Source organism: Nonomuraea jabiensis (genome assembly GCF_014204795.1).
GTDB classification, from domain to species: Bacteria; Actinomycetota; Actinomycetes; order Streptosporangiales; family Streptosporangiaceae; genus Nonomuraea; species Nonomuraea jabiensis.
This window is the reverse complement of the sequence record NZ_JACHMB010000001.1, coordinates 11,664,785-11,688,535: the sequence shown is the minus strand read 5'-3', so window position 1 is coordinate 11,688,535 and position 23,751 is coordinate 11,664,785. Positions and strand designations below refer to the sequence as shown.

The window sequence follows — 23,751 nt, the reverse complement described above, 5'->3', positions numbered from 1 at the left end:
TCGGAGGGCTGGTACGGCGGACGCCGTGCCAGCCTTTATCGGAGGTCGGTGAGGTCGATGTCGAGATCGAACGGGACGGTCAGCTTCAGCCTGTCCTGATGGACACCGGTGAGGATGTAGGCACCGGTGGCGGGGTCCAGTTCGTGGACGTGGACGACCAGTCGGCCGGTTTCGGTCTCGGCACGCCAGAAGTGCGGGATCCCGGCCTCGGCGTAGAGGAGCGGCTTGCGCTTCCTGTCACGGGACCTGGTGTCGCGGGAGACGACCTCGACGGCGAGCACGACGTCCTTCCCCCAGTAGAAGGTCCGGTCCGGGTCATCTTCACCGGCAAGGCGGATGACCGCGGCGTCGGGCTCCGGGCGCTGATCTTCGTCGAGAATGATGGTCATCCGGCTGCTTACCTGTAGGCCCTTCGGCACCCAACGGTGAAGACCGGCCCAGAAGAGGTGTACGGCGAGCGAGTGAATGGCGGTCTGGGGGGCGAAGAAGACCAGGCTGCCGTCGATCAGCTCGGAGTGGTTGGGCAGGCCCGGCAGGCGGTCGAGGTCCTCGGAGACGAACCCTTCCGGTGGTGGTCTGACCCAGGACGGTAGCTCCTCGACGTCATCTTCCGCTGTCATGACGCAAAGTTATCACCCCACGACTTTGCGTGCGTGTGGTATGGGAGGACATGCGTGGCAGAATGCGTCGCATGAGGCAGTTGCTGGTGTTCGCCGAGCGGGATGACGCCGAGGAGGTGGCGGAGACGCTCGGGGAGTGGTTCCCGGCGCTCGGGGTGCCGCGGGTGGTGCGGGAGACGCTGGCCGGGGAGGACGACGCCGAGGACGCGCAGTGGCTGGTCGTCGTCGAGGGGTTGGACGAGGGGGCGCTGGCCAAGGTGGACGAACTGGTGGAGCGCTATGAGGGGTGGCGCGAGGCGGGCTGAGGCGGCTCAGATCCTGTCGATCCCGGTGAGGTCGATGTCGAGGTCGAAGGGAGTAGTGAGCTTCAGTCGGTCATGGTGGATGCCGGTGGCGGTGTAGGAGCCGGTGGCGGGGTCGAGTTCGTAGACATAGACGACTGCTTTGTCTGAGTGGTCTTCGACGCGCCAGAAATGGGGAATTCCGGCCTCGGCATAGAGCGTCGGCTTGCGGCTGCGGTCGCGCACCGTGGACTCTGGGGAGACCACCTCGATGGCGAGTATGAGATCTTGTCCGCGGTAAAACGTCTGTCTGGGACGGTCGGCACTGGCAGGGATGACGAAGAGATCCGGCTCGGGCCGCTGGTGCTTGCTGAGGATGACGCTCATCTCGCGACGTACAAGAAGGCCTTGCGGAGCCGCACGGCGAATTTCGTTCTCAAGGAACGAAACGACGCGCATGTGGAAGGAGGCTTGGGGGCTCACGAAGACCAAGCTTCCATCAATCAACTCTGTGTGCGCAGGCAAATCCGGAATGTGATCGAGGTCCTCGGCGACGAAGCCTCCAGGCGGAGGAAACACCCAGTCGGGCAGCGAGGGATGCGTCATCTCTTGGATCACCGCTTCGGCCGTCATGGTCCAACGCTACCAATCTAATGCGCTCACGCCCTGTGAATGCGCACATACTCAGCATGAGCGTTCGTCGGGCGCGAACTCTCTCCACGGTGGCAGGCGTGGTGGGGGAGAGTGGCCGTATGCGTATTGCTGTGTTGTCCGATATCCATGGGGTGTTGCCCGCGCTCGAGGCCGTCTTGGGCGAGCCGGAGGTGGCCGGGGCCGACGTGATCGTGCTGACCGGGGACGTGGCCGCCGGGCCGATGCCGGTGCAGACGCTGGACGTGCTCGTCTCGCTGGGGGAGCGGGCGTTGTGGGTCAGCGGGAACGCCGACAGGGAGCTGGTGGAGGCGGTGCGGGGGAAGGCCAGCCCCTATCCCGTGTCGCAGTGGGCGGCCGAGCAACTGCGGGACGATCAGGTCGAGCTGCTGGCCGGGTTGCCGGATCGGCAGGTGGTCGAGCTGGGGCGGCTGGGGACCACGTTGTTCGTGCACGCGACGCCGCGCAGCGACGAGGAGATGATCCTCGTGGACAGCTCGCTGGAGCGGTGGGCCGAGGTGCTGGCCGGGGAGAGCGCCGGCACCGTGGTGCTGGGCAACACGCACATGCCCTTCGTACGGCTGGCCGATCGGGTGCTGGTCGTGAACCCCGGGTCGGTCGGCATGCCGTACGGGCGGAGCGGGGCGCACTGGGCGCTGCTGGACGGCGACACCGGGGCCGTGACCCTGCGCCGGTCCCCGCTCGACGCCGCCCTGGTGGGGGAGCGGCTGGTGCGGGAGAGCGGGTTCGGCGGGATCGAGGAGTGGGTGGCCGACTACGTGACGAACGTCCACTCCGACGCCGAGGCGCTGCGGGTGTTCGCCAAGGCGGAGAACCGGTGACCTAGACGGCGGCCTCCCTGCGGGCCTTCTCAGCCAGGGCGTGATCGTCGGTCCTGGCGTCGTACGTACGGAACGAAGGCAGTGCGGCGGCCAGGCCGAGCACGGCGGCCACGCACAGCAGGCCGCCCGCGCCGAGGGAGAAGCGGGTGCCGCCGAAGTTGGCCATCAGGCTGGCGCGGGCGTTGCCCAGCATCGGGCCGGACGCGTACGACAGCAGCTCGATCCCGGCCAGCCGCCCGCGCAGCTCCGGCGGGATCGTCTGGTTCCACATCGTCATGCGGAAGATGCCGCTGACCATGTCGGCGGCGCCCGCGAAGGCGAGGCAGACGAACAGCACCCACGCGTTGGGGGCCAGCGCCGACGCGGCCACGGCCGCGCCCCAGAGAGTGGCCGCGACGATCACGCCCAGGCCCTGGCGCTGTACGCGGGCCGCCCAGCTGCCGGTGATCGAGGCGACCAGCGCGCCCACCGCCCCCGCCGAGTACAGCAGCCCGAGCGCCTGCGGGGAGTGCAGCTCGTCGGCCAGGAACGGGTAGAGCGACGTCGCCATCGCGAACACCATGGCCGCGATGTCCACCAGGTACGTGCCCACGAGGTCGGGACGGCCCACCGCGTACCGCATGCCCTCGACCAGCGACTTCAGCGACGCGGGGGCGGCGTCCTCGGCCGGCGGCAGTGATCTGATCCGCCACAGCAGTGCCAGCGAGACCACGAAGCTCAGGGTGTCGACGCCGTACGCCGCCGCCGGGCCGAAGGTGGTCACCAGCAGGCCGCCCAGCGCCGGGGCGACGATGGCGCCGAAGTTCCAGCGCATGCTCGACAGGACCGCCGCCGCGGCCTGCTGCTCGTGCTTGACCACCTGCTGGAACACGGCTTCCAGGCTGGGACGCTGCAGGCAGGAGATGCCGGTGGAGACGGCGCCCATCACGTACAGGACCCAGATCTGGGGGTTGGGGAGCATCGCGTTGATCGTGAGCGCGCCCGTGGTGACCAGGAGGCCCAGCTCGCTCAGGACGATGATCTTGCGGCGGTCGAGCGCGTCGGCGATCGCGCCGCCCCACAGGCCGCACACCACCATCGGGACGAACTCCGCCAGGCTCACCAGGCCGACCGCCACGTAGGAGTCGGTCAGCTCCTTCATCTGGTACGGCACCGCGACCATGGTGATGAACGTGCCGAACATCGTGATGACGCCCGAGGCGAACAGGAGGCGGTAGTCGCGGGAGTCGCGCAGGGGGCTCAGGTCGATGGTGAAGTGACGCAGGAGGCGCTTCAGTCCGGTGGGCAGCACGAGCGTCAATTTTCCGTGTCGGGGGATGAGCGGGGCAAATCGTTTTCGGGGCCGTTTGCCGCCGGCCGTGCCTGAGGTCCCTACGAGGGGAAGGGGCCAGCGGGACGGCCCCGTAGGAGGCCTCCGCAAGAGGGAGGGCCCAATGGGGAGGGGCCCCGAACCGGAGGGCGCTGGGCCGGAGGGCGCTGGGCTGGAGGGAGCTGGGCTGGTGGGTGGCGGGCTGGGAAGGGCTGGGGCGGGGATGTCGGGTTGAGAACTGACGGGTTGCTAGGTGGTTGGGCGGGCTGGGGTGGTGGGTGGGGTGGGCGGGGGTGCGGAAGGCCCCCGCGGGAAAGGCGGGGGCCTTGCAGGGGAGGGGTGGTGGGTCAGGCGGTGGGGACCTTGTCGAGGAAGCCGAGCACCGTGCGGATCCGCCCGTCTTCGGCCAGCTCCACCACGTCGAACCCGACCGCCACCGCCTCCCCGCCCTCCGGCCCGAGGTGCCAGGTGAAGCGGGCGATGTGGTGGTGGGCGTCGTACACCTCGCCCGGCGTGAACACCAGGCCGGGGAACATGCCCTGGGCGCCCGCGATCACCGCGGCGATCGCGTCGTGGCCCTTCACGTCGGCCAGCGGGTCGGTGTACGTGCCGTCCTCGGTCCACAGCTCGGCCACGGCCTTGGCGCGGGCGTCGGCGTCGGTCTCGTTCCAGGCGGCGATGTAGCGCTCGATGAGGTTCATGATGGTCATTCCTTCTGTTGGTCAGTTGTTGCGGGTCTTGCGGAGGCCGACGATCTGCAGTTCGGCGAACACGCCGACCACCAGGGCCTGGGCGATGGTCCAGATGGCGCCGATCGTGGTGAGGTCGGCGGCGCCGGTGACGACGGCGGCGACGCTGCCGAGGGTCCAGACGATGTTCAGGGCGATCACGGCCCTGGTGGCGGCCGGGCTGATGGCGCGGCGGGTGGCGAGGAGGCCGACGGCGGCGCCGTACACCAGGAGGAAGGCGCCGATGCCGCGCAGCAGGCCCGCGCCGGGGCCGAGCAGGTCGCTCACGGGGCCGGCGAAGGCGAGGTAGACGAGCCCGTTGCCGCCGGTGACGACGGCGTCGGCGGCCAGCGCGAGGCGCAGGAACTTCATCCGGTCGGCGGTGACGGTCAGGGCGGTGCTCATGTCTCGGCTCCCTTGGTGGCGGTTTTTCGCGACACCTGAAAGATGTCAGCCGCCACGTAGGGGGCGCGATTACCCGCCACGTAAAGGGATCGGCCGGTAGGCGGTCCGACCTGCGGTGATGAGCCGATTGTGACGGTGGTCACCCGGCATGCGAAGGCCTCCCGGGCGCGCCGCGCCGGGAGGCCGGAAGGGGGTTACGCGCCCAGGATCTCCCTGCGCAGGTGGGTCTTGAGGATCTTGCCGCCGGGGTTGCGGGGCAGCTCGCCCTCCCGGAACCAGATGTGCGCCGGGATCTTGAACTTGGCGATCCGGTCCTTGAGGAACGACTGGAGGTCCTCGGTGGCGACCGTGGTGCCGGGCGCCAGGCGGATGACGGCGCCGACCTCCTCCCCGAGCTCGTCGTGCGGCACCCCGATCACGGCCGCGTCGTCCACCGCCGGGTGCTCGAACAGGGCCGCCTCCACCTCGGCGCAGTAGACGTTCTCGCCGCCCCTGATCACCATGTCCTTGGCCCGGTCCACGATGTAGACGAAGCCCTCTTCGTCGATCTTGGCCAGGTCGCCGGTGTGCAGCCAGCCCTGCACGAACGTCTCCGCCGTCGCCTCCGGCTTGTTCCAGTAGCCCAGGATGACGTTCGGGCCGCGGACGCACAGCTCGCCCACCTCGCCGGGCGGCAGTTCGGTGCCCATGGGGTCGACCACGCGCACGTCCACGACGGGCGAGGGCAGGCCGATGCTGTCGGGTTTGGCGTGGTAGTCGGCGCCGCCGTTGCCGATGGCCAGGGCGGTCGTCTCGGTCATGCCGTAGCCGTTGGAGGGGGCGCGGTTGGGGAGGTTCCTGGTGATGCGCTCCAGGAGCTTGGGCGGGGCGGGGGCGCCGCCGTACCCGAGGGTGGTCAGGGACGACAGGTCGTACTTGCCGAAGTCGGGGTGGGACATGAGCTGCCAGGCGTTCGTGGGCACGCCGATCATGGCGGTCACGCGTTCCCGCTCGATCAGGCGCAAGGCCTGCTCGGGGTCCCACTTGTACATGAGCACGAGGCCGCCGCCGGCGAACATCGTGGTGGTCAGGGCGGAGAAGCAGCCCGTGACGTGGAACAGCGGGACGGTCAGCAGCGTGACCCGGCGGGTGCCGGCCGCGGCCGCGACGTCCTTGCCCGCCATGGCCACCGCCCGCATGAGGCCGAAGGCGACGGTCATGGGGGACTGGCCCAGGTTGCGGTGGCTGCCCAGCGCCCCCTTGGGGCTGCCGGTCGTGCCGGAGGTGTAGAAGATCGTGGCGGGGTCCTCGGGGGCCAGCTCGACGGCCGGGAGCGTGACGTCGGCGGCGACCTCGCCCAGCACGTCGTCGAAGCCGCGCGCGCCCTCCGGGACCTCCCCCCGGGCGACGATCAGGGGGACGCCGGTCGCGGCGAGCCGGACGGCGCGCTCGCCGTCCGCGATCAGCACCTTGGCCCCGGAGTCCCGCACGCCGTAGGCCAGCTCGGCCTCGGTCCACCAGGCGTTGAGCGGTACGGCGATGGCCCCCGCCGCCAGCGCCGCCGACAGCGAGACGACCCATTCGGGGTAGTTGCGCATGGCCACGCCCACCCGGTCGCCCTTGCGCACCCCGTACTCCTCGACCAGGCGGTTGGCGAGGGTGGCGGCGCGGCGGAAATGGTCCTCGAACGTGATGTGCTCGTCCTCGTACACGAGGAAGACCTTCTCGCCGTGGAAGCGGCTCATCTCCAGCAGCGCGCGGAAGTGGGTGGGCGCGTGCTTCCAGGTGCGTATCCCGGTGTCGCCGATCTCCTCGATCTCGAACAGTTGACCGGGTCCGGTGAGCTGGGCCACGACCTGGGCATGCGAAGGGGACATACGCAGAACTCCCGGCTGGTGGACGATTATTCTGGATAAATCACAGTACCGACCGGTAGGTACGTTGCGCTAGCTCGCCCAGCTCGGGGCCAGGCTTGTGAAAGTTTCATAAAATCTCCGATAGTTTCTAGCGTCAAGCTGCTCGTTTAGTGACCGCGCGAGGTCGGCATTGACCCTGATCTCCCATGTCAATACCGTCTCCGATGCGATCCACCGGGATCGAAAGCTTTCGGAGGTAGATGTCCGTGCATTCGTCCTCGCCCGTCAGAGTCCTCCTCGCCCTCGCGGGGATGCTCGCAGCCTTCCTCCTGCCGACCGGCCCGGCCCACGCCTCCGCGCCGTTACGCACCCATGCGGCGGCGAAGGGCAAGTTCATCGGGGCGGCGCTCGCGACCAGCCCGCTCGCCAACGAGACCGCCTACCGCAACCTCGCCGCCACCGAGTTCAGCCAGGTCACCGCCGAGAACGCGATGAAGTGGGACTCGACCGAGCCCAGCCAGGGCCAGTTCAACTTCTCCGGCGCCGACGCCATCGTCAACTTCGCCACCCAGAACAACCAGCAGGTCCACGGCCACACGCTCGTCTGGCACAACCAGACCCCGGGCTGGGTGCAGGGCCTGAGCGCCACCGCCATGCGCAGCGCCATGCAGAACCACATCAGCCAGGTCGTCGGCCACTACGCCAGCAACCCGACCGTGGTCTCCTGGGACGTGGTCAACGAGGTCTTCGACGACAGCGGCAACCTGCGCACGTCGTTCTGGTACAACACGCTGGGCCAGAGCTACATCGCCGACGCCTTCCGGGCGGCCCGCGCCGCCGACCCCGACGCCCGGCTGTGCATCAACGACTACAACACCGAGGGCATCAACGCCAAGAGCACCGCGATCTACAACCTGGTCTCCTCGCTGCGCCAGCAGGGCGTGCCCGTCGACTGCGTCGGCTTCCAGACGCACCTCGCGATCCAGTACGGCTTCCCGAACGACTTCCAGCAGAACCTCCAGCGCTTCGCCGCCCTCGGCGTCCAGGTCCGCATCACCGAGCTGGACGTGCGCATGGTGATGCCCAGGGACGCCACCAAGGACGCCACGCAGGCCACCTACTACCGCAACGTCGTCAACGCCTGCCTGGCCGTGACCGCCTGCGCCGGCGTGACGATCTGGGGCTTCACCGACAAGTACTCCTGGGTGCCCGACACGTTCTCCGGCCAGGGCGCGGCCCTGATCTACGACGAGAACTACCAGCAGAAGCCGTCGTACACCGCCGTGCACGACGCGCTGGCCGGCGGCACGACCACCGACCCGACCCCGCCGACCACGCCCGGCACGCCCTCGGCGGGCAACGTCACCTCGAACTCGGCCTCCCTCACCTGGACCGCCTCGACCGACAGCGGCGGGAGCGGGCTCGCCGGGTACGACGTCTACCGCGAGCAGGGCGCGACCGACCAGCTCCTCGGCCAGTCCACCGCCAACTCGATCTCGCTCACCGGGCTCAGCCCCTCGACCCAGTACCAGGTGTACGTCCGGGCCCGTGACGGAGCCGGGAACGTCTCGGCGAACTCCGCCCTGGGCACCTTCACCACCACGGCCGGCCCCGGCGGCGGTGGCTGCACGGCCGCCGGGACCGTGCAGACCCAGTGGGCCACCGGGTACGTCGTCCAGCCCGTGACCGTCACCAACACCGGGACCTCCGCCATCACCGGCTGGACCGTCACCTTCACCCTGCCCGCCGGGCACACGCTGACCGGCTCGTGGAACGCCACCCTCACCGTCAGCGGGCAGACCGTCACCGCCAAGAACCTCGCCTACAACGGCAACCTGGCCCCGAACGCCAGCACCACCTTCGGTTACCAGGTCAGCCGGCCGAGCGGCAACACCCAGACGCCCTCCGGCTACACCTGCGCATAAGCCCGGATCTCCTGGGCCTTCACGACCTGCCGGTGCTCTGATCGGCAGGTCGTGGCGCGCGTGTGGACTGAAATTTACTTTCGCAACCGGAGACCCACGTGAAGCCTACTTGCAGATTGGGAGACCCTCATGCACCGTGGAACCAAGATTGAGAAAGGAGGGACGGTGCAGGTCAGGGGCCCGATTTGGGAGGAGGTGAAACCGGCGATGTGCGATCCATCGGGCTTTGGGACCACGATCGTGCAAGAGCTCGGACGCATAGTCCGGGATGCGATCAAGTCAACACCCCGGACCGTACGGTTTCTCGTGATACTTGCCGCCGTTGTCATAGCGATCGGCGCTACCACAGCCATGATCGACTAAACGGCCGCCGCATGTAGTGGAGTACATGCGAACAGAGGTAAGGCTAACGTGGGGCAGGTCAAGCGTCGACCTTCCCCACGCGATGCCTTGGTGAAGCCTCGCGGCCCGCCGCCGTCAGCCCTTCACCGAGCCGGCGAAGCTGAAGGAACTGGCCAGATATTTGTTGACGGCCACGTAGAGGACCACCGCCGGCGCCGTGTAGAGGATCGAGAAGGCGGCCAGCTGGCCGTAGGCCACCTGCCCGTACTGGGAGAAGAACGTGTAGATGGTGACCGCCGCCGGCTGCTTCTCCGGCGTGTCCAGCAGGACGAAGGGGGCGAAGAAGTTCCCCCACTGGCCGACGAAGACGAAGATGGCCACCACGGCTATGCCGGGGGCCATCAGCGGGCCCACCACCGCCGTCAGCGAGCGCAGCCAGCCGGCCCCGTCCACCCAGGCGGCCTCCTCCAGGTTCACCGGCACGCCGTCCATGAAGTTCTTCATCATCCAGATCGAGAACGGCAGCGAGCTCGCCGTCAGGAACAGCACCATGGCCGGCACGGAGCCGTACAGGTTGAAGCGGAAGAACATCGCGTAGACCGGCACGAGGATCGCCGTCACCGGCAGGCCCGTGGTGAACAGCAGGCTCAGCATGAAGTGGCGGCGGTAGCGGAGCTGGTAGCGCGACAGCGGGTAGGCGGCCAGCCCCGCCACCAGCACCGTCAGCACCGCCGTGGAGCCGGAGATGACGATCGAGTTGATCAGCGGCAGGATGATCGTGTCCCAGGTCAGGACGGCCTTGAAGTTGTCCAGGGAGAAGGAGGGCGTCGGCTTGGCGGCCAGGCTCGCCTCGGGCTGGACGGAGGCGAGCAGGACCCAGAGGAACGGGCCCAGGAAGGCCAGGGTGATCAGCGCCAGGGAGAGCAGGGCGGCGGCGCGGGCGGCGAGCCTCGTCATGCGTCCTCCACCTTGATCAGGCGCAGGTAGACCAGCGAGAACAGCGCGCCCATCACCAGCATGACCAGCGCGATCGCCGAGCCGTAGCCGATCTCGAAATAGCGGAACGCCTGCTCGTACATGTACAGCGGCGTCGTCTGGCTGGCCGTGCCCGGGCCGCCGCCCGTCAGGGCGTAGATGAGGCCGAAGCTGGCCAGGGTCTGCAGCGTGATCAGCATGAGGTTGGCCATGATGGAGCGGCGGATCAGCGGCAGCGTGATGTGCAGGAGCCGGCGGCCGGGTCCCGCGCCGTCCACGGCGGCGGCCTCCACCAGGTCGGCGGGCACCTCCGAGAGCGCGGCCGAGTAGACGAGCATGGAGAAGGCCGTGCCGCGCCAGATGTTCGCCAGGATCACCGCCAGCATGGGAGCCGTGTAGAGCCACTCCTGGGAGATCCCCAGCACCCTGTTGAGCGTGCCCTCCTCGGCCAGGAACGAGAACCAGCAGGCCGCGGCCACGACCTCCGGCACCACCCAGGCGGCGATCACCACGCCGTTGACGACGCTGCGGGTCACCCGGCCGCGGCCGCGCTGGAGGAGGGCGATGATCAGGCCGAGGGTGTTCTGGCCGATGACCGCCGAGCCGATGACGAAGACGAACGTCAGGAGGAACGAGTTCAGGAAGTTCGGGTCGCCGAAGAGCTTGACGAAGTTGGCCAGGCCGACGAACCGCGAGTGAACCGAGGCCGCGCCCGTCAGCGTCTCGTTGGTGAAGGCTATGTAGACGCTCCACAGGATCGGCCCCGCCAGGAAGAGCGCGAGCAGGACCAGAGCGGGGCCCAGCGGCAGGAGCCAGCGCATGGCGCCCCGCCGTGACGAGCCGTGTACCGGGCGGCTCGTCACGGGCGGGGGCGGGGCGGTGACGATCGTCATCGCGACATGACCTTGTCGGGCCCGCCGACCGCGGCCGGGAGGGCCTTGGCGTAGTCCGCGGTGGCCTCCTCGGGGGTCCGCGAGCCGGTCACGACCGCCTCCATGGCCTCCTGGACCTGGGTGGACACCTTCGGGTACACCTCGTACGCGGGCCGGTAGTGGGTGACGGAGGCCAGGTCGGTCCAGAACTTGACGCTCGGGTTGTCGGCGCTGTACTTCGGGTCGGCGGCCACGTCCTTGCGGGCGGCCAGGTCACCCGTGCCGACCGAGTACGCCATCGAGTTCTCCTTGTTCGTGGCCGTCGTGATGAAGTCGAACGCCTCCTGCTTGTGCTTGGTGTACGCGCTCATCGCCATGACCCAGCCGCCCGACATGCTGACCGCGCCTGGCGCCTCGCCGTTCTGCGTCGGCATGGGCGTCCACCCGATCTTCTGCGTCCACTCGGGCCACGGCTTGGTGCCGGTGGGCCGCCAGGCCGAGCTCGCCCAGGCCCCGTCGAGGGAGATGCCGAGCTTGGCGGCGGGGAACCACTCCATGGTCACCTTGTCGCCGAGCTTGGCGTTGTGGGCGTCGGCCTGCTTCGGGCCCAGTTCCTCCCGGAAGATGGTGTTGACGAAGGTCAGGGCGTCGGTGAAGTTCTTGCCGCCGGCCACCCACTTCTTCTGGGCGTCGTCGTAGAGGGTGCCGCCCGGCGTGCCGTACAGGAGCATCTCGAAGCCCTGCATGGTCGACGCCTCGCCGTGGATCTTGGTGGCGTACATGCTGAACGGGACGACGCCGGGCAGCTTCTGCTTGATCGTGCGGGCCGCCGTCAGCACGTCGTTCCAGGTCTTCGGCTCCCACGGGACCGGCAGGCCGGCCTTGGCGAAGACGTCCTTGTGGTACCAGAGGCCGCGCGTGTCCGTGCTGATCGGCACGCCGTAGATCTTGCCGTCGCCGCCCTTGGCGGCCTGCTTGACCGAGTCGGGGAACTGGGCGCTCCAGTCGGGCCACTTGGCCAGGTAGTCGTCGAGCGGGGCCAGCTTGCCGGCCGCGACATCCGCGTTGACCTGGAACGTGTCGTGGTAGTAGAGGTCCGGGGCCGAGTCGGGGGAGCGGTTGAGCAGCGCCAGCTTCGTGTAGTACGCCTCGTTGTTGCCCTGGACGGCCGTGAGCTTGATCGTGACGCCCGGGTGGGTGGACTCGTACTGCTTCTTGGCGGCGCCCAGCATCTTCTCCAGGTACGGCCACGTCGTCTCGACCTTGTAGAGGACCTCGAGTTCCTTGGCGCCTGAGGCGTTCTGCGGGGTGCCGCCGCCGCATCCGGCGACGGCTGTCAGGAGGAGGAGAAGAGAACCGGCCAGCGTACGTTTCATCACGCGCTCCCCGTGTTTCCTTGGGTTTGCGGAGAACGTAAATCTTTTTGATTTACTAAGTCAACACTCTGTGGTGACATGGCTCACATGCGACTGGGCACGAACCTGCCCAAGGTGGGGAGCTACAACCGGGCCGTGGTCCTGGAGGCGATCCAGGCGTCCGACGGCATCAGCCGGGTGCAGATCGCCGACCGCACCCGGCTGACGGCGCAGACCGTGTCCGTGATCGTGCGCAGGCTGCTGGAGGAGGGGCTCGTCGTCGAGGACGGGTCCGTGCCGTCGAGCGGGGGCAAGCCGCGCACGATCCTGCGCGTGGACCCGGCCGCCGGCTACGCGATCGGGGTGCACTTCGACCCGGGGGAGATCTCGTGCGTGCTGGCCGATCTGGCCGGGCGGCCGGTCGAGCGGCTGCGCCTGCCCGTACGGCCCGGCCTGGAGCCCGAGGCGGTGATCCGGCAGATGGCCAGGGCCGCGCGGCGGATCCTGCGGGAGGCGGGGGTGGCGGACGGCAAGGTGCTCGGGGTGGGGCTGGCCTGCCCGGGGCCGCTGGACGGGGACGGGGTGATGGTCTCGCCGCCCAGGCTGCCCGAATGGGACCGGGTGCCGATCAAGGCGCTGCTGCACGAGCACACGCGGTTCCCGGTGACCGTGGACAACGACGCCACCGCCGCGGCGATCGGGGAGCGGTGGGCCGGGATCGCGCGGACCACGCCGAGCTTCGCCTACCTGTACCTGGGCACAGGCATCGGTGGCGGGATATTTCTGGATAACCAGGTGTATCGGGGGCGGTCGCTGAACGCGGCCGAGTTCGGGCACATGACGGTCGAGCCCGACGGGCCCGAGTGCTACTGCGGCAACCGGGGCTGCGTGGAGGCGGTCTGCTGCCCGAGCGCCATCGAGGCCGCCATGGGCGGGCGCGCCTCCCACAAGGCGGTCTGCGCGGCCGCCGCCGAGGGGGAGCCCCGGGCGCGGCAGGTGATCGAACGCGTGGCGGCGCGGCTGGCCGACGCCGCCGTGAGCGTCGTGAACATGCTGGACATCGACCTGCTGGTGCTCGGCGGGCCCGCGCTCGGGGAGGTGGGGGAGCTCTACCGCGCGGCCATCGCGCGGGCCGTGTCGACCAGGCCGCTGGCCAGGCGGCTGCACGCCGTCCGCGTGGAGACCTCGCCGATCGCGGCCGACGCCGCCGCGATCGGCGCGGCCTCACTGGTCTTCCACGCCACGTACGCGCCCCGCCTGGGCACCCTCCTCAGCGACTAGGCCCGCTTCAGCCGGAGCGTGACCAGCTCGAACGGGCGCAGCGACACCGACAGCCCCTGCCCCGGCGCGCCCGTGGGGCGCTCCAGCAGGTCGGTCGCGACGACCTCGGCGACGGGGAAGCCCGGCGTCAGCGTGGCGCGGGCGCGGCCGCCCCGCGACTCGTGGAAGCGTACGATCACGTCGCCGCTCCCGTCGTCGGCCAGCTTGACGGCGGTCACCACGACGGCGTCGTCGTCCACCGTGACCAGCGGCTCCACCTCCGCCGCCGCGCCGGTCACCAGGCGCTCGGGCAGGTTGATGAAATGGCCCTCGCGCACCGCGTCGCCGATCGTCGCGCCCGGCACGAGCGCGTGCCGGAAGCGGTGCACGCCCTGGTCGGTCTCCGGGTCGGGGAAGCGCGGGGCCCGCAGCAGCGAGACGCGCACGGTGGTGGTCGTGCCCGAGTCCGGCCGGACGGCCCGGGTGACGTCGTGGCCGTACGTCGAGTCGTTGACCAGCGCGACGCCCCAGCCCGGCTCCTCCACGTGCACGAAGCGGTGGTTGCACGCCTCGAACTTGGCCGCCTCCCAGCTCGTGTTGGTGTGCGTGGCGCGGTAGGTGTGGCCGTACTGGCTCTCGGAGGCGTACCGGTCGGCGCGCACGTCCAGCGGGAACGCCAGCTTGAGGAACTTCTCCGTCTCGTGCCAGTCGACCTCGGTGAGGATGTCGAGCCGGCCGCCGGCCAGCGTGAGCACCTGCGTCACCGTGGAGGACCCGAACGAGCGCCGGACGCGCACCCCGTCGCCGTCGAGGCTCACCTCGTCGGCGTCCACGAGGTCGGTGACCGTGTTGCGGTAGAACTCGTCCACGTCCCAGGCGTCCCACATGTTGGGGAAGTCGGGGTGGAGCTGGAGGAGGTTCGCCGCCTGGCCGGGCGGGACGCTCTCGCGGCCCGCCGTCAGATCGTAGGCGGACACGACCAGGCCGCGGGGGTCGATCTCCACCCTGAGCAGGTCGTTCTGCAGGACGAAACCGCCGCCGTCGCGCTCGCGCGTCTCCGTCCACCGCGCGCCGGAGACGGCCCGGGCGCCGCCCGCGGGCACGCCGTGGCGGGTGTGCGGGGCGCCGTTGAAGACCACCCTGCGGTCGCCGTCGCCGGCCAGGGCGCGCTGCGCGGTGTCGATGATCTCGGTCAGCTCCGCGGCCACCGCCTCGTACGTCCTGCGCGCCTCCCGGTGCACCCACGCGATCGACGAGCCCGGCAGGATGTCGTGGAACTGGTGCAGCAGCACCGTCTTCCAGATCCGGTCGAGCCGCTCGTACGGGTACGGGGCCCCGGCGCGCACGGCCGCGGTGGCCGCCCACAGCTCGGCCTCCCGCAGCAGGGACTCGCTGCGCCGGTTGCCCTGCTTGGTCTTGGCCTGGCTGGTGAGCGTGGCGCGGTGCAGCTCCAGGTAGAGCTCGCCCACCCAGACCGGCGGGTTGGGATATTCGGCCTCGGCCTTGGCGAAGAAGTCGGCGGGCGGCTCCCACGTGACGGCGGGCGAGCCCTCCAGGTCGCGCAGCCTGGCCGCCTTGGCGACCATCTCGCGCGTCGTGCCGCCGCCCCCGTCGCCCCAGCCCGTGGGCGCGAGCGAGTGCCGCGCGACGCCCTTGTCCTTGAAGTTGCGGGCCGCGTGCGCCAGCTGGTGGCCGCTCATCGAGCAGTTGTAGGTGTCCACCGGCGGGAAGTGCGTGAAGATCCGCGTCCCGTCGATGCCCTCCCACAGGAACGTGTGGTGCGGGAACGTGTTCGTCCGGCTCCACGAGATCTTCTGCGTGAGCAGTCGCTTCGACCCGGCCGCCTTGATGATCTGCGGCAGCCCCGCCGCGAACCCGAACGTGTCCGGCAGCCACACCTCCTCGTTGTCGATGCCGAACTCGTCGATGAAGAACCGCTTGCCGTGGACGAACTGCCGGGCCATCGCCTCGGAGCCGGGCATGTTCGTGTCGGACTCCACCCACATGCCGCCCGCCGGGACGAACCGGCCCGCGGCCACCGCCTTGGTCACCTTCGCCCACACCTCGGGGCGGTGCTCCTTGATCCACGCCCACTGCTGCGCCTGCGACATCGCGAACACGAAGTCCGGCTCGTCCTCCAGCAGGGCGGTCATGTTCGAGGCGGTGCGGGCCACCTTGCGCACGGTCTCGCGCAGCGGCCACAGCCAGGCCGAGTCGATGTGCGCGTGGCCGACGGCGCTGATCCGGTGCGCCGAGGGCACCGCCGGGGACGACAGCACGCCGGTCAGCTCGGCCCGGGCGGCGGCCGCCGTGCCGTTGACGTCCTGGAGATCGACGGCGTCCAGCGCCCGCTCCAGGGCCCGCAGCAGCTCCCAGCGGCGGGTGCCGTCGGCGGGCAGCTCCAGCATCAGCTCGCCCAGCACCTCCAGGTCCATCACGAGCTGCCACACGCTCTCGTCGAAGACGGCCAGGTCCATGCGGGCCAGCCGGTAGAGCGGGTCGCCGCCGGCGGTCTCCTTGTCGCCCAGGTGCGTCGGCTGGAAGGGCGGGTTGCCGAGGATGACGGGGTTGGAGGCGGCCTCGACGTGCAGGCGTACCCGCTCGCCGCCCTCGACGGGGGAGCCGATGCGTACCCACTGGTTGCGGGGGTTGAGGCCCTTCACCGGGGAGCCGTCGGGGCGGTAGACCAGGCCCTCGCACTGGAAGCCCGGCATGTTCTCGTTGAAGCCCAGGTCCAGGATGGCCTCCACGGTCCTGCCCGCCCACGCGGCGGGCACCGTGCCGGTGACCGTGAACCAGCTCGTGCCCCACGGAGCGCCCCACGCGGCGCCGGGCGCGATGGGCTCGGGCGTCGCCGCCAGCCCCTCCGCGACCGGTACGGGCTCGCCCGGGGCGTGCCAGACCGCCACCTCCAGCGGGACGGACTCGGGGTACACGGCCGGGCGGATGCGCTCGTCCAGCACCCGCTGCAGGCGGGCCTCGACCAGGTTGCGGTCATCATGCATGTCAGGCGGCTCCCCACGGAAAGGCGACAGATCGGCCTTTAGAACGTTAAACAACGTGATCGCGCCCGGCAATGAAGGCGGGCGGGTGGCGCACTCCAGCCAGGTGGCGGATTCCTGACAAGTCGGGATCTGGCCACACCAGCCTCATAGACAACGCCCATCCGGATGACTAGTAATTCGGTATTCGTGCTTACCGATTCTCTGGAGGTCGTCCATGGGGCGAGGGCGGGTTGCGGCCGTCTCCATGGTCATGGTCGCATCGTTATTCTCGGCACCCGGCGCGCACGCCGGCACCGAAGCGGCCGGCACGCCGATGGCGTTCACGAGCGCCCCACCCGGCGAGATCACGCTGATCACCGGTGACCAGGTGCGGGTGCGAGCCGTGGACGGCGAGCACCGCGCGGTCACGGTCACCCCCGCGCCGCGGGCGGACGGTTCCGTGCCGACGTTCCAGGTGCTGGAGACGGACACCGGCATGACGGTCGTCCCCGACGACGTCGCCGCCCTGGTCCCCGACCGGCTCGACAGCGCGCTGTTCAACGTGACCGAGCTGGCCGAGCAGGGCTACGCGGGAGGCGACATCCCGCTCATCCTCACCTACGAGGGCAACGCCACGGTGCCGCGCAAGGCCGCCATCCCCGCCGTCAAGCAGGCCCGCACGCTGGAGAGCATCGGCGGCGCGGGCGTGTCGGTGGCCACCCGGGACGCCGCGGCGTTCGGGGCCGAGCTGGCCAGGCTGGCCACCCCGGGCCTCAGGGCGGCGGGCCCGCTGGCGAGCGTGCGGAAGATCTGGCTCGACCGCAAGGTGAAGCCGGACCTGGAGCAGAGCGTGCCGCAGATCGGCGCCCCCGAGGCGTGGGCGGCCGGGTACGACGGCACCGGCACGACCGTGGCCGTCCTCGACACCGGCGTCGACGCCGCGCACGCCGACCTCGCGGGCAAGGTCGCGGACCAGCGCGACTTCACCGGCCAGAGCGTCACCGGCGACCCCCACGGGCACGGCACCCACGTCGCCAGCACCATCGCGGGCACGGGCGCGGGCGGCGTCGGCAAGGGCGTGGCGCCCGGCGCGCGGCTGCTCAACGGCCGCGTGCTCGACGCCGACGGCTACGGCCAGCTGTCGTGGATCATCGACGGCATGGAGTGGGCGGCCGGCGAGAAGCACGCCGAGGTCGTCAACATGAGCCTGGGCGACCGCGAGCCGGGCGGCCCGCTCACCGCCGCGGTGACGCGGCTCAGCAAGCAGTACGGCACGCTGTTCGTGGTGGCCGCCGGCAACGACGGCTGCGACGGGTGCGTGGGCACCCCGGGCGACGCCCCCGAGGCGCTGACCGTCGGCGCGGTGGACAAGCGGGACGCGCTGGCGCCGTTCTCCAGCAGGGGCCCGATCACGGCCGACCTGTCGGTCAAGCCCGACGTCACCGCCCCCGGCGTGGACATCACCGCCGCCAAGGCGGGCGGCGGCAGCCTCACGCTGTCCGGCACCTCGATGGCGACCCCGCACGTCGCGGGCGCGGCGGCGCTGCTGCGCCAGGCCCGCCCGGGGATCGCCGGCAACGAGCTGAAGTCGCTGCTCATGGCCACCGCCAGGCCCGGCCAGGACCTCACCGTGGACGAGCAGGGCGCGGGCCGCATCGACGTGGCCGCCGCGCTCAAGGGCTCGGTCGTGGCCTCGACGGGCTCGGCGAGCTTCGGCAAGCTCACCACCGGCGAGCGGAAGAGCCTCACCGTGGGATACCACAACCTCGGCCCGGCGCCCGCCGAGCTGGACCTGTCGGCCGGCGACGCGTTCACCGTAGAGCCGCCCGAGCTCACCGTGCCCGCCGGCGGCAAGGCCGAGGTGACGGTCACCGCCAGGGCGGCCAAGAGCGGGCTGGTGCGCCAGGAGCTGACGGCCGCCGTCGCGGGCGGCGCCCCGGTCCGCACGCTGCTGACCGCGAGCGTCGACGACAAGCGCGTCGAGCTGCGCGTACGCGGCATCGCCCGCGACGGCCGCCCCGGCCGCGGCGGTTTCACCGTCCTCAACCTGGACGAGGGCACCCTGGTCGGCCGCCTGCTCCCCGGCGACCCCGCCCAGCCCTGCACCGACCAGAAGTACGGCACCGGCACCTGCCTGCTGGTCAAGCCCGGCACCTACTCCGTGCTCGGCCACATCTTCACCATGCCCGCCACGCAGGACAGCACCGCCGGCGGCAAGCCGCTCAACGAGAGCCTGCTCGGCGACCCGGAAATGAAGATCACGGAGAACACCGAGGTCGTGCTGGACGCCCGCAAGGCGGTCGAGGTGAAGATCGAGACGCCCGACCACCGGACCAAGCGGAACACCGGCGCCGCCGGGGCCCTCATGTGGTACCGCGCCGGCGAGCAGGGCACCGCGCTGCGCGGCGGCACCACGATCTCGCCCGGCGGGCAGATCGAGGAGCGGCTGTTCGTCCAGCCCACCAGGAAGGTCACCAAGGGCACCTTCACCGTCGCCACCCGCTGGCGGCTGGCGGCCCCCGAGATCGAGCTGTCCACGCCGGGCCTGGACCTCGAGCCGCAGTACGTCGACCCGGTCCAGTTCAGCGACTTCTCCACCGAGTACCCGCGCCTGGACGGCACCCGGCTGCTCATGGCCGTGGACGCGGGGCGGGGCAGCGCCGAGGAGATCAAGGCCCGCGACCTGCGCGGCAAGCTCGCCGTCATCCGCCGCACGGACGGCGTGCCCGTCTCCACCCAGTCCAACGCCGCCGCGGCGGCCGGGGCGAAGATGGTCGCCGTCTACAGTGACCAGCCGGGCGCCGACGTCACCACCGGCGGCAACAGGGTCAAGCTCGCCGTGCCGACCGTGCGGCTGACGCACGAGGAGGGGCTGAAGCTGGTCGCGCGGCTGCGCCGCCTGCCCGTGCCGATCCTGGCCAAGGGCATCGTCGCCAGCCCGTACGTCTACGACCTCTACCTGCGCGAGAAGGGCCGGGTGCGCGACTCGCTCACGTACGTGGTCAGGTCGAGGTCGCTGGCCAGGATCGAGACCGGCTACCACAGCCAGCTGGCCGACGACGTGACGATGAACGAGGCCAGGTTCGTCTTCGAGCCGTGGGACACCTCCTCCATCTCCACGAACCTGCCGCTGGCCAAGACGCCGCGCACGCGCACCGACTACGTCACCCCCGACCCCGAGCTGAAGTGGAGCTCGTCGGCGGGCAGCCCGGAGCGCGCCTACAACAACATGTGGCCGCACCCGGACACGCCGCGCATCCTGATGTCGTCGCTGGAGTTCCGCCCCTATGAGGTGGGGGAGCGGGTCAGCCGGACGCTGTTCAAGCAGCCGCTGATGCCCGGCATCAACCCGCGCAACCCGCTGCGCCGGGACGGCGACCGGCTGCGCATCTCGATGCAGGGCTTCGTGGACGCCGACCGCAACTACGGCGACGGGTACACCAGCATGTTCGAGCACGGCCTGAAGAGCGACTTCCGGCTCTACCAGGGCGACAGGCTGCTGCTGCAGACGAACTACCTGCCCGCGGGGTCGGGCGTGCTGCCGCCCGAGCAGGCCACGTACCGGATCGAGTACGACCTCGCCAACGAGGCCGAGTGGGCGAAGCTGTCCACCCGCACGAGGGCGGTGTGGACGTTCGGCTCGGAGCACACCACGGAGACGACGGTGGTCCCGCTGCTGCTGGCCTCGTTCGACGCGCCCGTGGACCTGAAGAACCAGGCCGGCTCGCACCGGCTCGGCCTGTCGCTCTACCACCAGGAGGGCGCGCGGCAGAGCGCGGTCAAGGACGTCTCGCTGGAGGTGTCCTACGACGACGGCGCCACCTGGAAGCCGGCCCGCCTGCGGGACAGGGGCGAGCGGAGTTACGAGACGACGCTCGGCCGCTCGCCGTCCGGCTTCGTCTCGCTGCGGCTGAAGGCCTCCGACGTCAACGGCAACACCCTGTCGCAGGAGGTGATCCGCGCCTACGCGGTGCGCTGAACGCCGTGCAGGAGGGTGTCGATCACCCTCGTGGCCAGCGCGTCGGGATCGGAGCCTGGGGGAGAGCCGTGCGCGGCCTCCCCCAGCAGCGCGAGATAGACCTGCCGGGCCCAGACGATGTCGGCGCCGGGGCCCAGCAGCTTCCCGAACACCGCCTCGCACAGCTCCATCACCTCGGCCTGCAACCCCTGCGCCTCAATGCTGAGCGGCACGGGCCGGGCCAGCGTGAACCGCCAGCCGGGCTTGATCTGCAGGATGTTGGCCGTGGCCTGATGGAGCGCCACCTGGGCGGGCGCGGTGTGCGGGCGGGCGGCGTGCACGGCGTCCTGGATCTCCCGCCACGCGGCCACCTCCATGGCTTCGATCAGCGCCTCCCGGCTGGCGAACCTGCGGTGGACGGTGGCCCTGGCCACCCCCGCAGCCTCGGCGACCTGCTCCATCGTGGCCACCGGATTGGCGCTGAGCACGTCTTCCGCCGCCGCCATGATCGCGCGCATGCTGCGCTCGGCGTCGGCCCGCAGTCTTCCCATGGAGGAGACGCTACAGGCAAAAACTGCGACTAAATGGCGCAGTTCTATTAGAACCTGCTACTTTCCAACTCATGACTTACGCACTTGTCACCGGAGCCTCCTCCGGGATCGGCGCCGAGTTCGCGCGCCAACTGGCCGCACGAGGGCACGACCTGGTGCTGGTCGCCAGGTCCGGCCCCGCGCTCGAAACCCTCGCCGCCACGCTCCGCCAGGCCCACGGGGTGCGGGCCGAGGTGCTGGTCCAGGACCTGTCCGCCCCTGACGCGGCCACGCGGGTCGCCGACGAGGTGGCCGCCCGCGGGATCGCCGTCGAGCTGCTCGTCAACAACGCCGGCTTCGGCACGGCCGGGCACTTCGCGCGCATCGCGCCCGAGCGCGAGCACGAGGAGCTCATGGTCAACGTCGTCGCGCTGGTGGGGCTGACGCACGCGTTCCTGCCGGGCATGCTCGCCCGGGGCTCCGGCGGCGTGGTGAACGTGGGCTCCACGGCCGGCTTCAACGTCGCCCCGTACTTCGCGACCTACGCCTCGTCCAAGACGTTCGTGCTCAACTTCAGCCTCGCGCTCTGGAGCGAGCTGCGCGGCACCGGCGTGAAGGTGCTGGCGGTCGCGCCGGGGCCGGTCGAGACCCCGTTCTTCGACAGGATCGGCAGCAGGCAGGCGGCCATCGGCGCCAGGCTCGCCACCCCCGAGCTGGTCGTCGCCACGGCCCTGCGGGCGTTCGACCGCGACCGCGGGTACGTGGTGCCCGGCCGCGGCAACCTGGGCATGGCCCACCTGATGCCCCGCCGCCCGCGCAAGCTCCTGGCCCTCATTGGCCGGCGCGTCACCCGCCAGGTCGCCGACGCCCTCACGCCCTCACCCGGACCTGGCTGAGGCCGGTCACCGGCCGGCGGTCCAGGCCCGCTCCTGGGCGACGGCGGGCTCCGGGTAGGCGGCCCGGGTGAGCATGGTCTGCGCGATGCCCGCCTTGAGCAGGGCGGCCATCCGGGCCACCGGCACCAGGGTCAGGGCGAACAGGGCACCGGCCACGGTGTTGACGATCACGAACGCCGTGGGGTCGCCGTAGAACGCGAGCCACTCCGGCAGCCCGTAGCCGACCACCGGGCTCCTGGCCAGGGCCCAGCCGTAGATGGGGAAGGTGAGGCCGGCGACGGCCCCGAGCCACCACGTGGCGGTGAGCACGAAGGAGGCCAGCGCGAACGGGAACGCGATGATCCCGTGCAGCAGATCCATCACCGCCTGCCCGCCGGCCAGCGGGTTCATCATGCGGCGGAACCAGCCGGCGCCCTCGGGCACCGACGCGTACGGCGGGCGGGCGACGGGGTGGCCGAGCACGCCGGGGAGCGCGACGCGTTCGAGGTCGGCCAGGTGCCTGGAGGCGGCGGCGGTCGCGGCGAGCACGGGCAGGCCGACGAAGGCGACGGCGCCGCCCAGACCGGCCGAGACCCCGACGACCGTGACGCCGAAGGAGGCCAGCGAGAGGGGGAGCCCGAGCAGCGTGTAGCGGGTGTCGATGGCGAGTCTGCGCTGGAGGGTAGTCATGGACACGACGCTACGAGCGGCGGCCGGGCCGGATCGAACCTGCGCGCGGCCCATTCCGTGGTAGGGACAGCCCTACCGGAAGCCCCTATCGGAAACCCCTAGCGGAAGCCACGGTCCGCGCGGTCGCGCCGGAAGGCGTCCAGGCGGTCGAAGTCCAGGTCGTGGGCCGAGACCGGGTCGTCGCCCGTGCCGGTGAAGAAGCCCGCGCGGGTCCGCGGGCAGGGGTTGGCGAACCCGGCGACCCCCGCGCAGGGATGCCCGTGGTAGGTGGTCTCGTGGTGCCAGTCGCTGACCGCCACGTACGTCATGAACTCGTACGCCCGCGCCACGGTCATGTGCTGCCACAGCTCGCGCGCCGGGGCGGGCCCCTCCCAGCGGGTGATCGAGAAGGCCGGCACCAGCACCGCGTCCAGGCCGTCGCGCCCGGCCAGGCTGGCCGAGTACCACAGGTCGGCGCAGAGCAGGACGTGCAGGCGGCGGCCGTGTAACTCGAAGCCCGCGCTCGGGCGGCCGGGGACCACTCCCGAACGCAGTTCGACGTCGTAAGGGTGGACCTTGTCGTACTCCATCAGCAGCTCGCCCGCGGCGTCGAACACGGCGCCCCGGTTGACCGGGCCGTCGTAGTGCGACCCGCCGACGACCGCCATGCCCGTCCCCTTGGCCAGGTCGCGCACCCTGGCCAGGTACTCGGCGCGGGGCAGGCCGGCGCCCGCCAGCTCGGGCAGGAGCAGCACGTCTCCCGAACGCGCGGTGACGAGCTCTTCGATCGCGTCGAAGTTGGCGTGGCCGTCGGGAGACCAGTGAGGGGGCTGAACCAGGAGGATCTTCACCCCTCCACTGTGCCGGGTGAAGGGCCTACTGCGGCTGGTGTACGCGGATAACGGACATGTCCTCTGGGTGCACGGGCTCGCGGCAGTGCGCGCACACCATGAGCGGCTCCAGCGGCTTGCCGCAGCTGTGCCGCCACACCGTGGGCGGCTCGCCCTTCGTGACGTGCCGGTCGCCCCAGTCCATGAGCGACAGCAGCACCGCGTGCAGCGCCTGCCCCGTCTCGGTCAGCACGTACTCGTAGCGCGGCGGGTGCGACTCGTACAGCTCGCGCTCCAGCAGCCCGGCCTCCTCCAGCTTGCGCAGCCTGGCGGTGAGGATGTCGCGGCTGGCGCCGGTGTTGCGGGCGATCTGGTCGAAGCGGCGCACGCCCAGGAGGACCTCCCGCATGGCCAGCAGGCTCCACCGCTCGCCGACCACCGCCAGCGCGTTGGCGATCGAGCATTCCCTTGGCATGCCCACCTCCGAGAGAGTCCGGATTTCCAA

Annotated in this window: 20 protein-coding genes; 6 read left to right on the top strand and 14 right to left on the bottom strand. The window is 70.6% G+C overall.

Annotation, left to right across the window (positions count from 1 at the left end; translation table 11 throughout):
• Positions 1-35: 35 nt before the first annotated feature.
• Complete coding sequence (locus tag HD596_RS53380; RefSeq protein ID WP_185077082.1) at positions 36-620, bottom strand: Uma2 family endonuclease; 585 nt, start codon at positions 618-620, stop codon at positions 36-38.
• Positions 621-691: 71 nt separating this feature from the next.
• On the opposite strand from HD596_RS53380, the gene HD596_RS53375 reads away from it, so the two are divergent.
• Entirely contained in the window at positions 692-925 is a 234-nt protein-coding gene (locus tag HD596_RS53375) for a hypothetical protein (RefSeq protein ID WP_185077081.1), read from the top strand.
• Positions 926-931: 6 nt separating this feature from the next.
• Here HD596_RS53375 and HD596_RS53370 read toward each other — a convergent pair whose 3' ends face one another.
• Complete coding sequence (locus tag HD596_RS53370; RefSeq protein WP_221520026.1) at positions 932-1,534, bottom strand: Uma2 family endonuclease; 603 nt, start codon at positions 1,532-1,534, stop codon at positions 932-934.
• Positions 1,535-1,554: 20 nt separating this feature from the next.
• Here HD596_RS53370 and HD596_RS53365 point away from each other — a divergent pair, with 20 nt between their 5' ends.
• Positions 1,555-2,394, top strand: coding sequence for a metallophosphoesterase family protein (locus tag HD596_RS53365; RefSeq protein WP_446685868.1), 840 nt, complete (start codon positions 1,555-1,557; stop codon positions 2,392-2,394).
• Between the two features lies 1 nt (position 2,395).
• On the opposite strand, the gene HD596_RS53360 is transcribed toward HD596_RS53365, so the two are convergent.
• The 4 genes from HD596_RS53360 to HD596_RS53345 all read right to left on the bottom strand — a co-directional run bounded on the left by HD596_RS53360 (position 2,396) and on the right by HD596_RS53345 (position 6,692).
• Positions 2,396-3,685: an MFS transporter gene (locus HD596_RS53360; RefSeq protein WP_313046959.1), complete on the bottom strand. Its 1,290-nt coding sequence runs from the start codon at positions 3,683-3,685 to the stop codon at positions 2,396-2,398.
• 365 nt (positions 3,686-4,050) lie between these two features.
• Complete coding sequence (locus tag HD596_RS53355; RefSeq protein ID WP_246555467.1) at positions 4,051-4,404, bottom strand: nuclear transport factor 2 family protein; 354 nt, start codon at positions 4,402-4,404, stop codon at positions 4,051-4,053.
• Between the two features lie 21 nt (positions 4,405-4,425).
• Positions 4,426-4,836 (bottom strand): hypothetical protein, encoded by a 411-nt coding sequence (locus HD596_RS53350; RefSeq protein WP_185077078.1) that lies wholly within the window; start codon positions 4,834-4,836, stop codon positions 4,426-4,428.
• A 194-nt stretch (positions 4,837-5,030) separates the two neighbouring features.
• The gene (locus HD596_RS53345) at positions 5,031-6,692 is read right to left on the bottom strand and encodes a class I adenylate-forming enzyme family protein (protein WP_185077077.1); all 1,662 of its coding nucleotides are present in this window, start codon (positions 6,690-6,692) and stop codon (positions 5,031-5,033) included.
• A gap of 239 nt (positions 6,693-6,931) precedes the next feature.
• Here HD596_RS53345 and HD596_RS53340 point away from each other — a divergent pair, with 239 nt between their 5' ends.
• Entirely contained in the window at positions 6,932-8,596 is a 1,665-nt protein-coding gene (locus HD596_RS53340; protein ID WP_185077076.1) for an endo-1,4-beta-xylanase, read from the top strand.
• Between the two features lie 477 nt (positions 8,597-9,073).
• On the opposite strand, the gene HD596_RS53335 is transcribed toward HD596_RS53340, so the two are convergent.
• From HD596_RS53335 to HD596_RS53325, 3 genes are read right to left on the bottom strand one after another with little or no spacing between them, the layout of a single operon-like run.
• A complete protein-coding gene (locus tag HD596_RS53335; protein WP_185077075.1) occupies positions 9,074-9,895 on the bottom strand; it encodes a carbohydrate ABC transporter permease in 822 nt (273 codons plus the stop codon).
• Positions 9,892-10,806, bottom strand: coding sequence for a carbohydrate ABC transporter permease (locus HD596_RS53330; RefSeq protein WP_185077074.1), 915 nt, complete (start codon positions 10,804-10,806; stop codon positions 9,892-9,894). Before HD596_RS53330 ends, HD596_RS53335 begins: the two co-directional genes overlap by 4 nt.
• The gene (locus HD596_RS53325; protein ID WP_185077073.1) at positions 10,803-12,161 is read right to left on the bottom strand and encodes an extracellular solute-binding protein; all 1,359 of its coding nucleotides are present in this window, start codon (positions 12,159-12,161) and stop codon (positions 10,803-10,805) included. Before HD596_RS53325 ends, HD596_RS53330 begins: the two co-directional genes overlap by 4 nt.
• Positions 12,162-12,248: 87 nt before the next feature.
• Here HD596_RS53325 and HD596_RS53320 point away from each other — a divergent pair, with 87 nt between their 5' ends.
• Positions 12,249-13,421 (top strand): ROK family transcriptional regulator, encoded by a 1,173-nt coding sequence (locus tag HD596_RS53320; protein ID WP_185077072.1) that lies wholly within the window; start codon positions 12,249-12,251, stop codon positions 13,419-13,421.
• On the opposite strand, the gene HD596_RS53315 is transcribed toward HD596_RS53320, so the two are convergent.
• On the bottom strand, positions 13,418-16,405 hold the full coding sequence (locus HD596_RS53315) for an alpha-mannosidase (RefSeq protein ID WP_185077071.1): 2,988 nt from the start codon (positions 16,403-16,405) through the stop codon (positions 13,418-13,420). The genes HD596_RS53320 and HD596_RS53315 overlap by 4 nt on opposite strands.
• A 250-nt stretch (positions 16,406-16,655) precedes the next feature.
• Between HD596_RS53315 and HD596_RS53310 the strand changes: the two genes are divergently transcribed.
• Positions 16,656-20,363, top strand: coding sequence for a S8 family peptidase (locus HD596_RS53310; RefSeq protein ID WP_246555466.1), 3,708 nt, complete (start codon positions 16,656-16,658; stop codon positions 20,361-20,363).
• Here HD596_RS53310 and HD596_RS53305 read toward each other — a convergent pair.
• Entirely contained in the window at positions 20,348-20,893 is a 546-nt protein-coding gene (locus tag HD596_RS53305; RefSeq protein ID WP_185077069.1) for a TetR/AcrR family transcriptional regulator, read from the bottom strand. The two genes, HD596_RS53310 and HD596_RS53305, sit on opposite strands and share 16 nt — an antisense overlap.
• Positions 20,894-20,964: 71 nt before the next feature.
• Between HD596_RS53305 and HD596_RS53300 the strand changes: the two genes are divergently transcribed.
• Entirely contained in the window at positions 20,965-21,768 is an 804-nt protein-coding gene (locus tag HD596_RS53300; RefSeq protein ID WP_185077068.1) for an SDR family NAD(P)-dependent oxidoreductase, read from the top strand.
• A 6-nt stretch (positions 21,769-21,774) separates the two neighbouring features.
• Here HD596_RS53300 and HD596_RS53295 read toward each other — a convergent pair whose 3' ends face one another.
• From HD596_RS53295 to HD596_RS53285, 3 genes are all read right to left on the bottom strand, one after another.
• On the bottom strand, positions 21,775-22,437 hold the full coding sequence (locus tag HD596_RS53295) for a sensor domain-containing protein (protein ID WP_185077067.1): 663 nt from the start codon (positions 22,435-22,437) through the stop codon (positions 21,775-21,777).
• A 98-nt stretch (positions 22,438-22,535) separates the two neighbouring features.
• On the bottom strand, positions 22,536-23,267 hold the full coding sequence (locus tag HD596_RS53290) for a carbon-nitrogen hydrolase family protein (RefSeq protein ID WP_185077066.1): 732 nt from the start codon (positions 23,265-23,267) through the stop codon (positions 22,536-22,538).
• Between the two features lie 25 nt (positions 23,268-23,292).
• The gene (locus tag HD596_RS53285) at positions 23,293-23,721 is read right to left on the bottom strand and encodes a winged helix-turn-helix transcriptional regulator (protein ID WP_185077065.1); all 429 of its coding nucleotides are present in this window, start codon (positions 23,719-23,721) and stop codon (positions 23,293-23,295) included.
• Between the last annotated feature and the right edge of the window lie 30 nt (positions 23,722-23,751).

Coding starts and splice junctions, on each gene's coding strand:
- HD596_RS53380 (WP_185077082.1), bottom strand. CDS start 620: ATGACAGCGGAAGATGACGTCGAGGAGCTACCGTCCTGGGTCAGACCA.
- HD596_RS53375 (WP_185077081.1), top strand. CDS start 692: ATGAGGCAGTTGCTGGTGTTCGCCGAGCGGGATGACGCCGAGGAGGTG.
- HD596_RS53370 (WP_221520026.1), bottom strand. CDS start 1,534: ATGACGGCCGAAGCGGTGATCCAAGAGATGACGCATCCCTCGCTGCCC.
- HD596_RS53365 (WP_446685868.1), top strand. CDS start 1,555: ATGCGCTCACGCCCTGTGAATGCGCACATACTCAGCATGAGCGTTCGT.
- HD596_RS53355 (WP_246555467.1), bottom strand. CDS start 4,404: ATGAACCTCATCGAGCGCTACATCGCCGCCTGGAACGAGACCGACGCC.
- HD596_RS53350 (WP_185077078.1), bottom strand. CDS start 4,836: ATGAGCACCGCCCTGACCGTCACCGCCGACCGGATGAAGTTCCTGCGC.
- HD596_RS53345 (WP_185077077.1), bottom strand. CDS start 6,692: ATGTCCCCTTCGCATGCCCAGGTCGTGGCCCAGCTCACCGGACCCGGT.
- HD596_RS53340 (WP_185077076.1), top strand. CDS start 6,932: ATGTCCGTGCATTCGTCCTCGCCCGTCAGAGTCCTCCTCGCCCTCGCG.
- HD596_RS53335 (WP_185077075.1), bottom strand. CDS start 9,895: ATGACGAGGCTCGCCGCCCGCGCCGCCGCCCTGCTCTCCCTGGCGCTG.
- HD596_RS53330 (WP_185077074.1), bottom strand. CDS start 10,806: ATGACGATCGTCACCGCCCCGCCCCCGCCCGTGACGAGCCGCCCGGTA.
- HD596_RS53325 (WP_185077073.1), bottom strand. CDS start 12,161: ATGAAACGTACGCTGGCCGGTTCTCTTCTCCTCCTCCTGACAGCCGTC.
- HD596_RS53320 (WP_185077072.1), top strand. CDS start 12,249: ATGCGACTGGGCACGAACCTGCCCAAGGTGGGGAGCTACAACCGGGCC.
- HD596_RS53315 (WP_185077071.1), bottom strand. CDS start 16,405: ATGCATGATGACCGCAACCTGGTCGAGGCCCGCCTGCAGCGGGTGCTG.
- HD596_RS53310 (WP_246555466.1), top strand. CDS start 16,656: ATGGTCGCATCGTTATTCTCGGCACCCGGCGCGCACGCCGGCACCGAA.
- HD596_RS53305 (WP_185077069.1), bottom strand. CDS start 20,893: ATGGGAAGACTGCGGGCCGACGCCGAGCGCAGCATGCGCGCGATCATG.
- HD596_RS53300 (WP_185077068.1), top strand. CDS start 20,965: ATGACTTACGCACTTGTCACCGGAGCCTCCTCCGGGATCGGCGCCGAG.
- HD596_RS53295 (WP_185077067.1), bottom strand. CDS start 22,437: ATGACTACCCTCCAGCGCAGACTCGCCATCGACACCCGCTACACGCTG.
- HD596_RS53285 (WP_185077065.1), bottom strand. CDS start 23,721: ATGCCAAGGGAATGCTCGATCGCCAACGCGCTGGCGGTGGTCGGCGAG.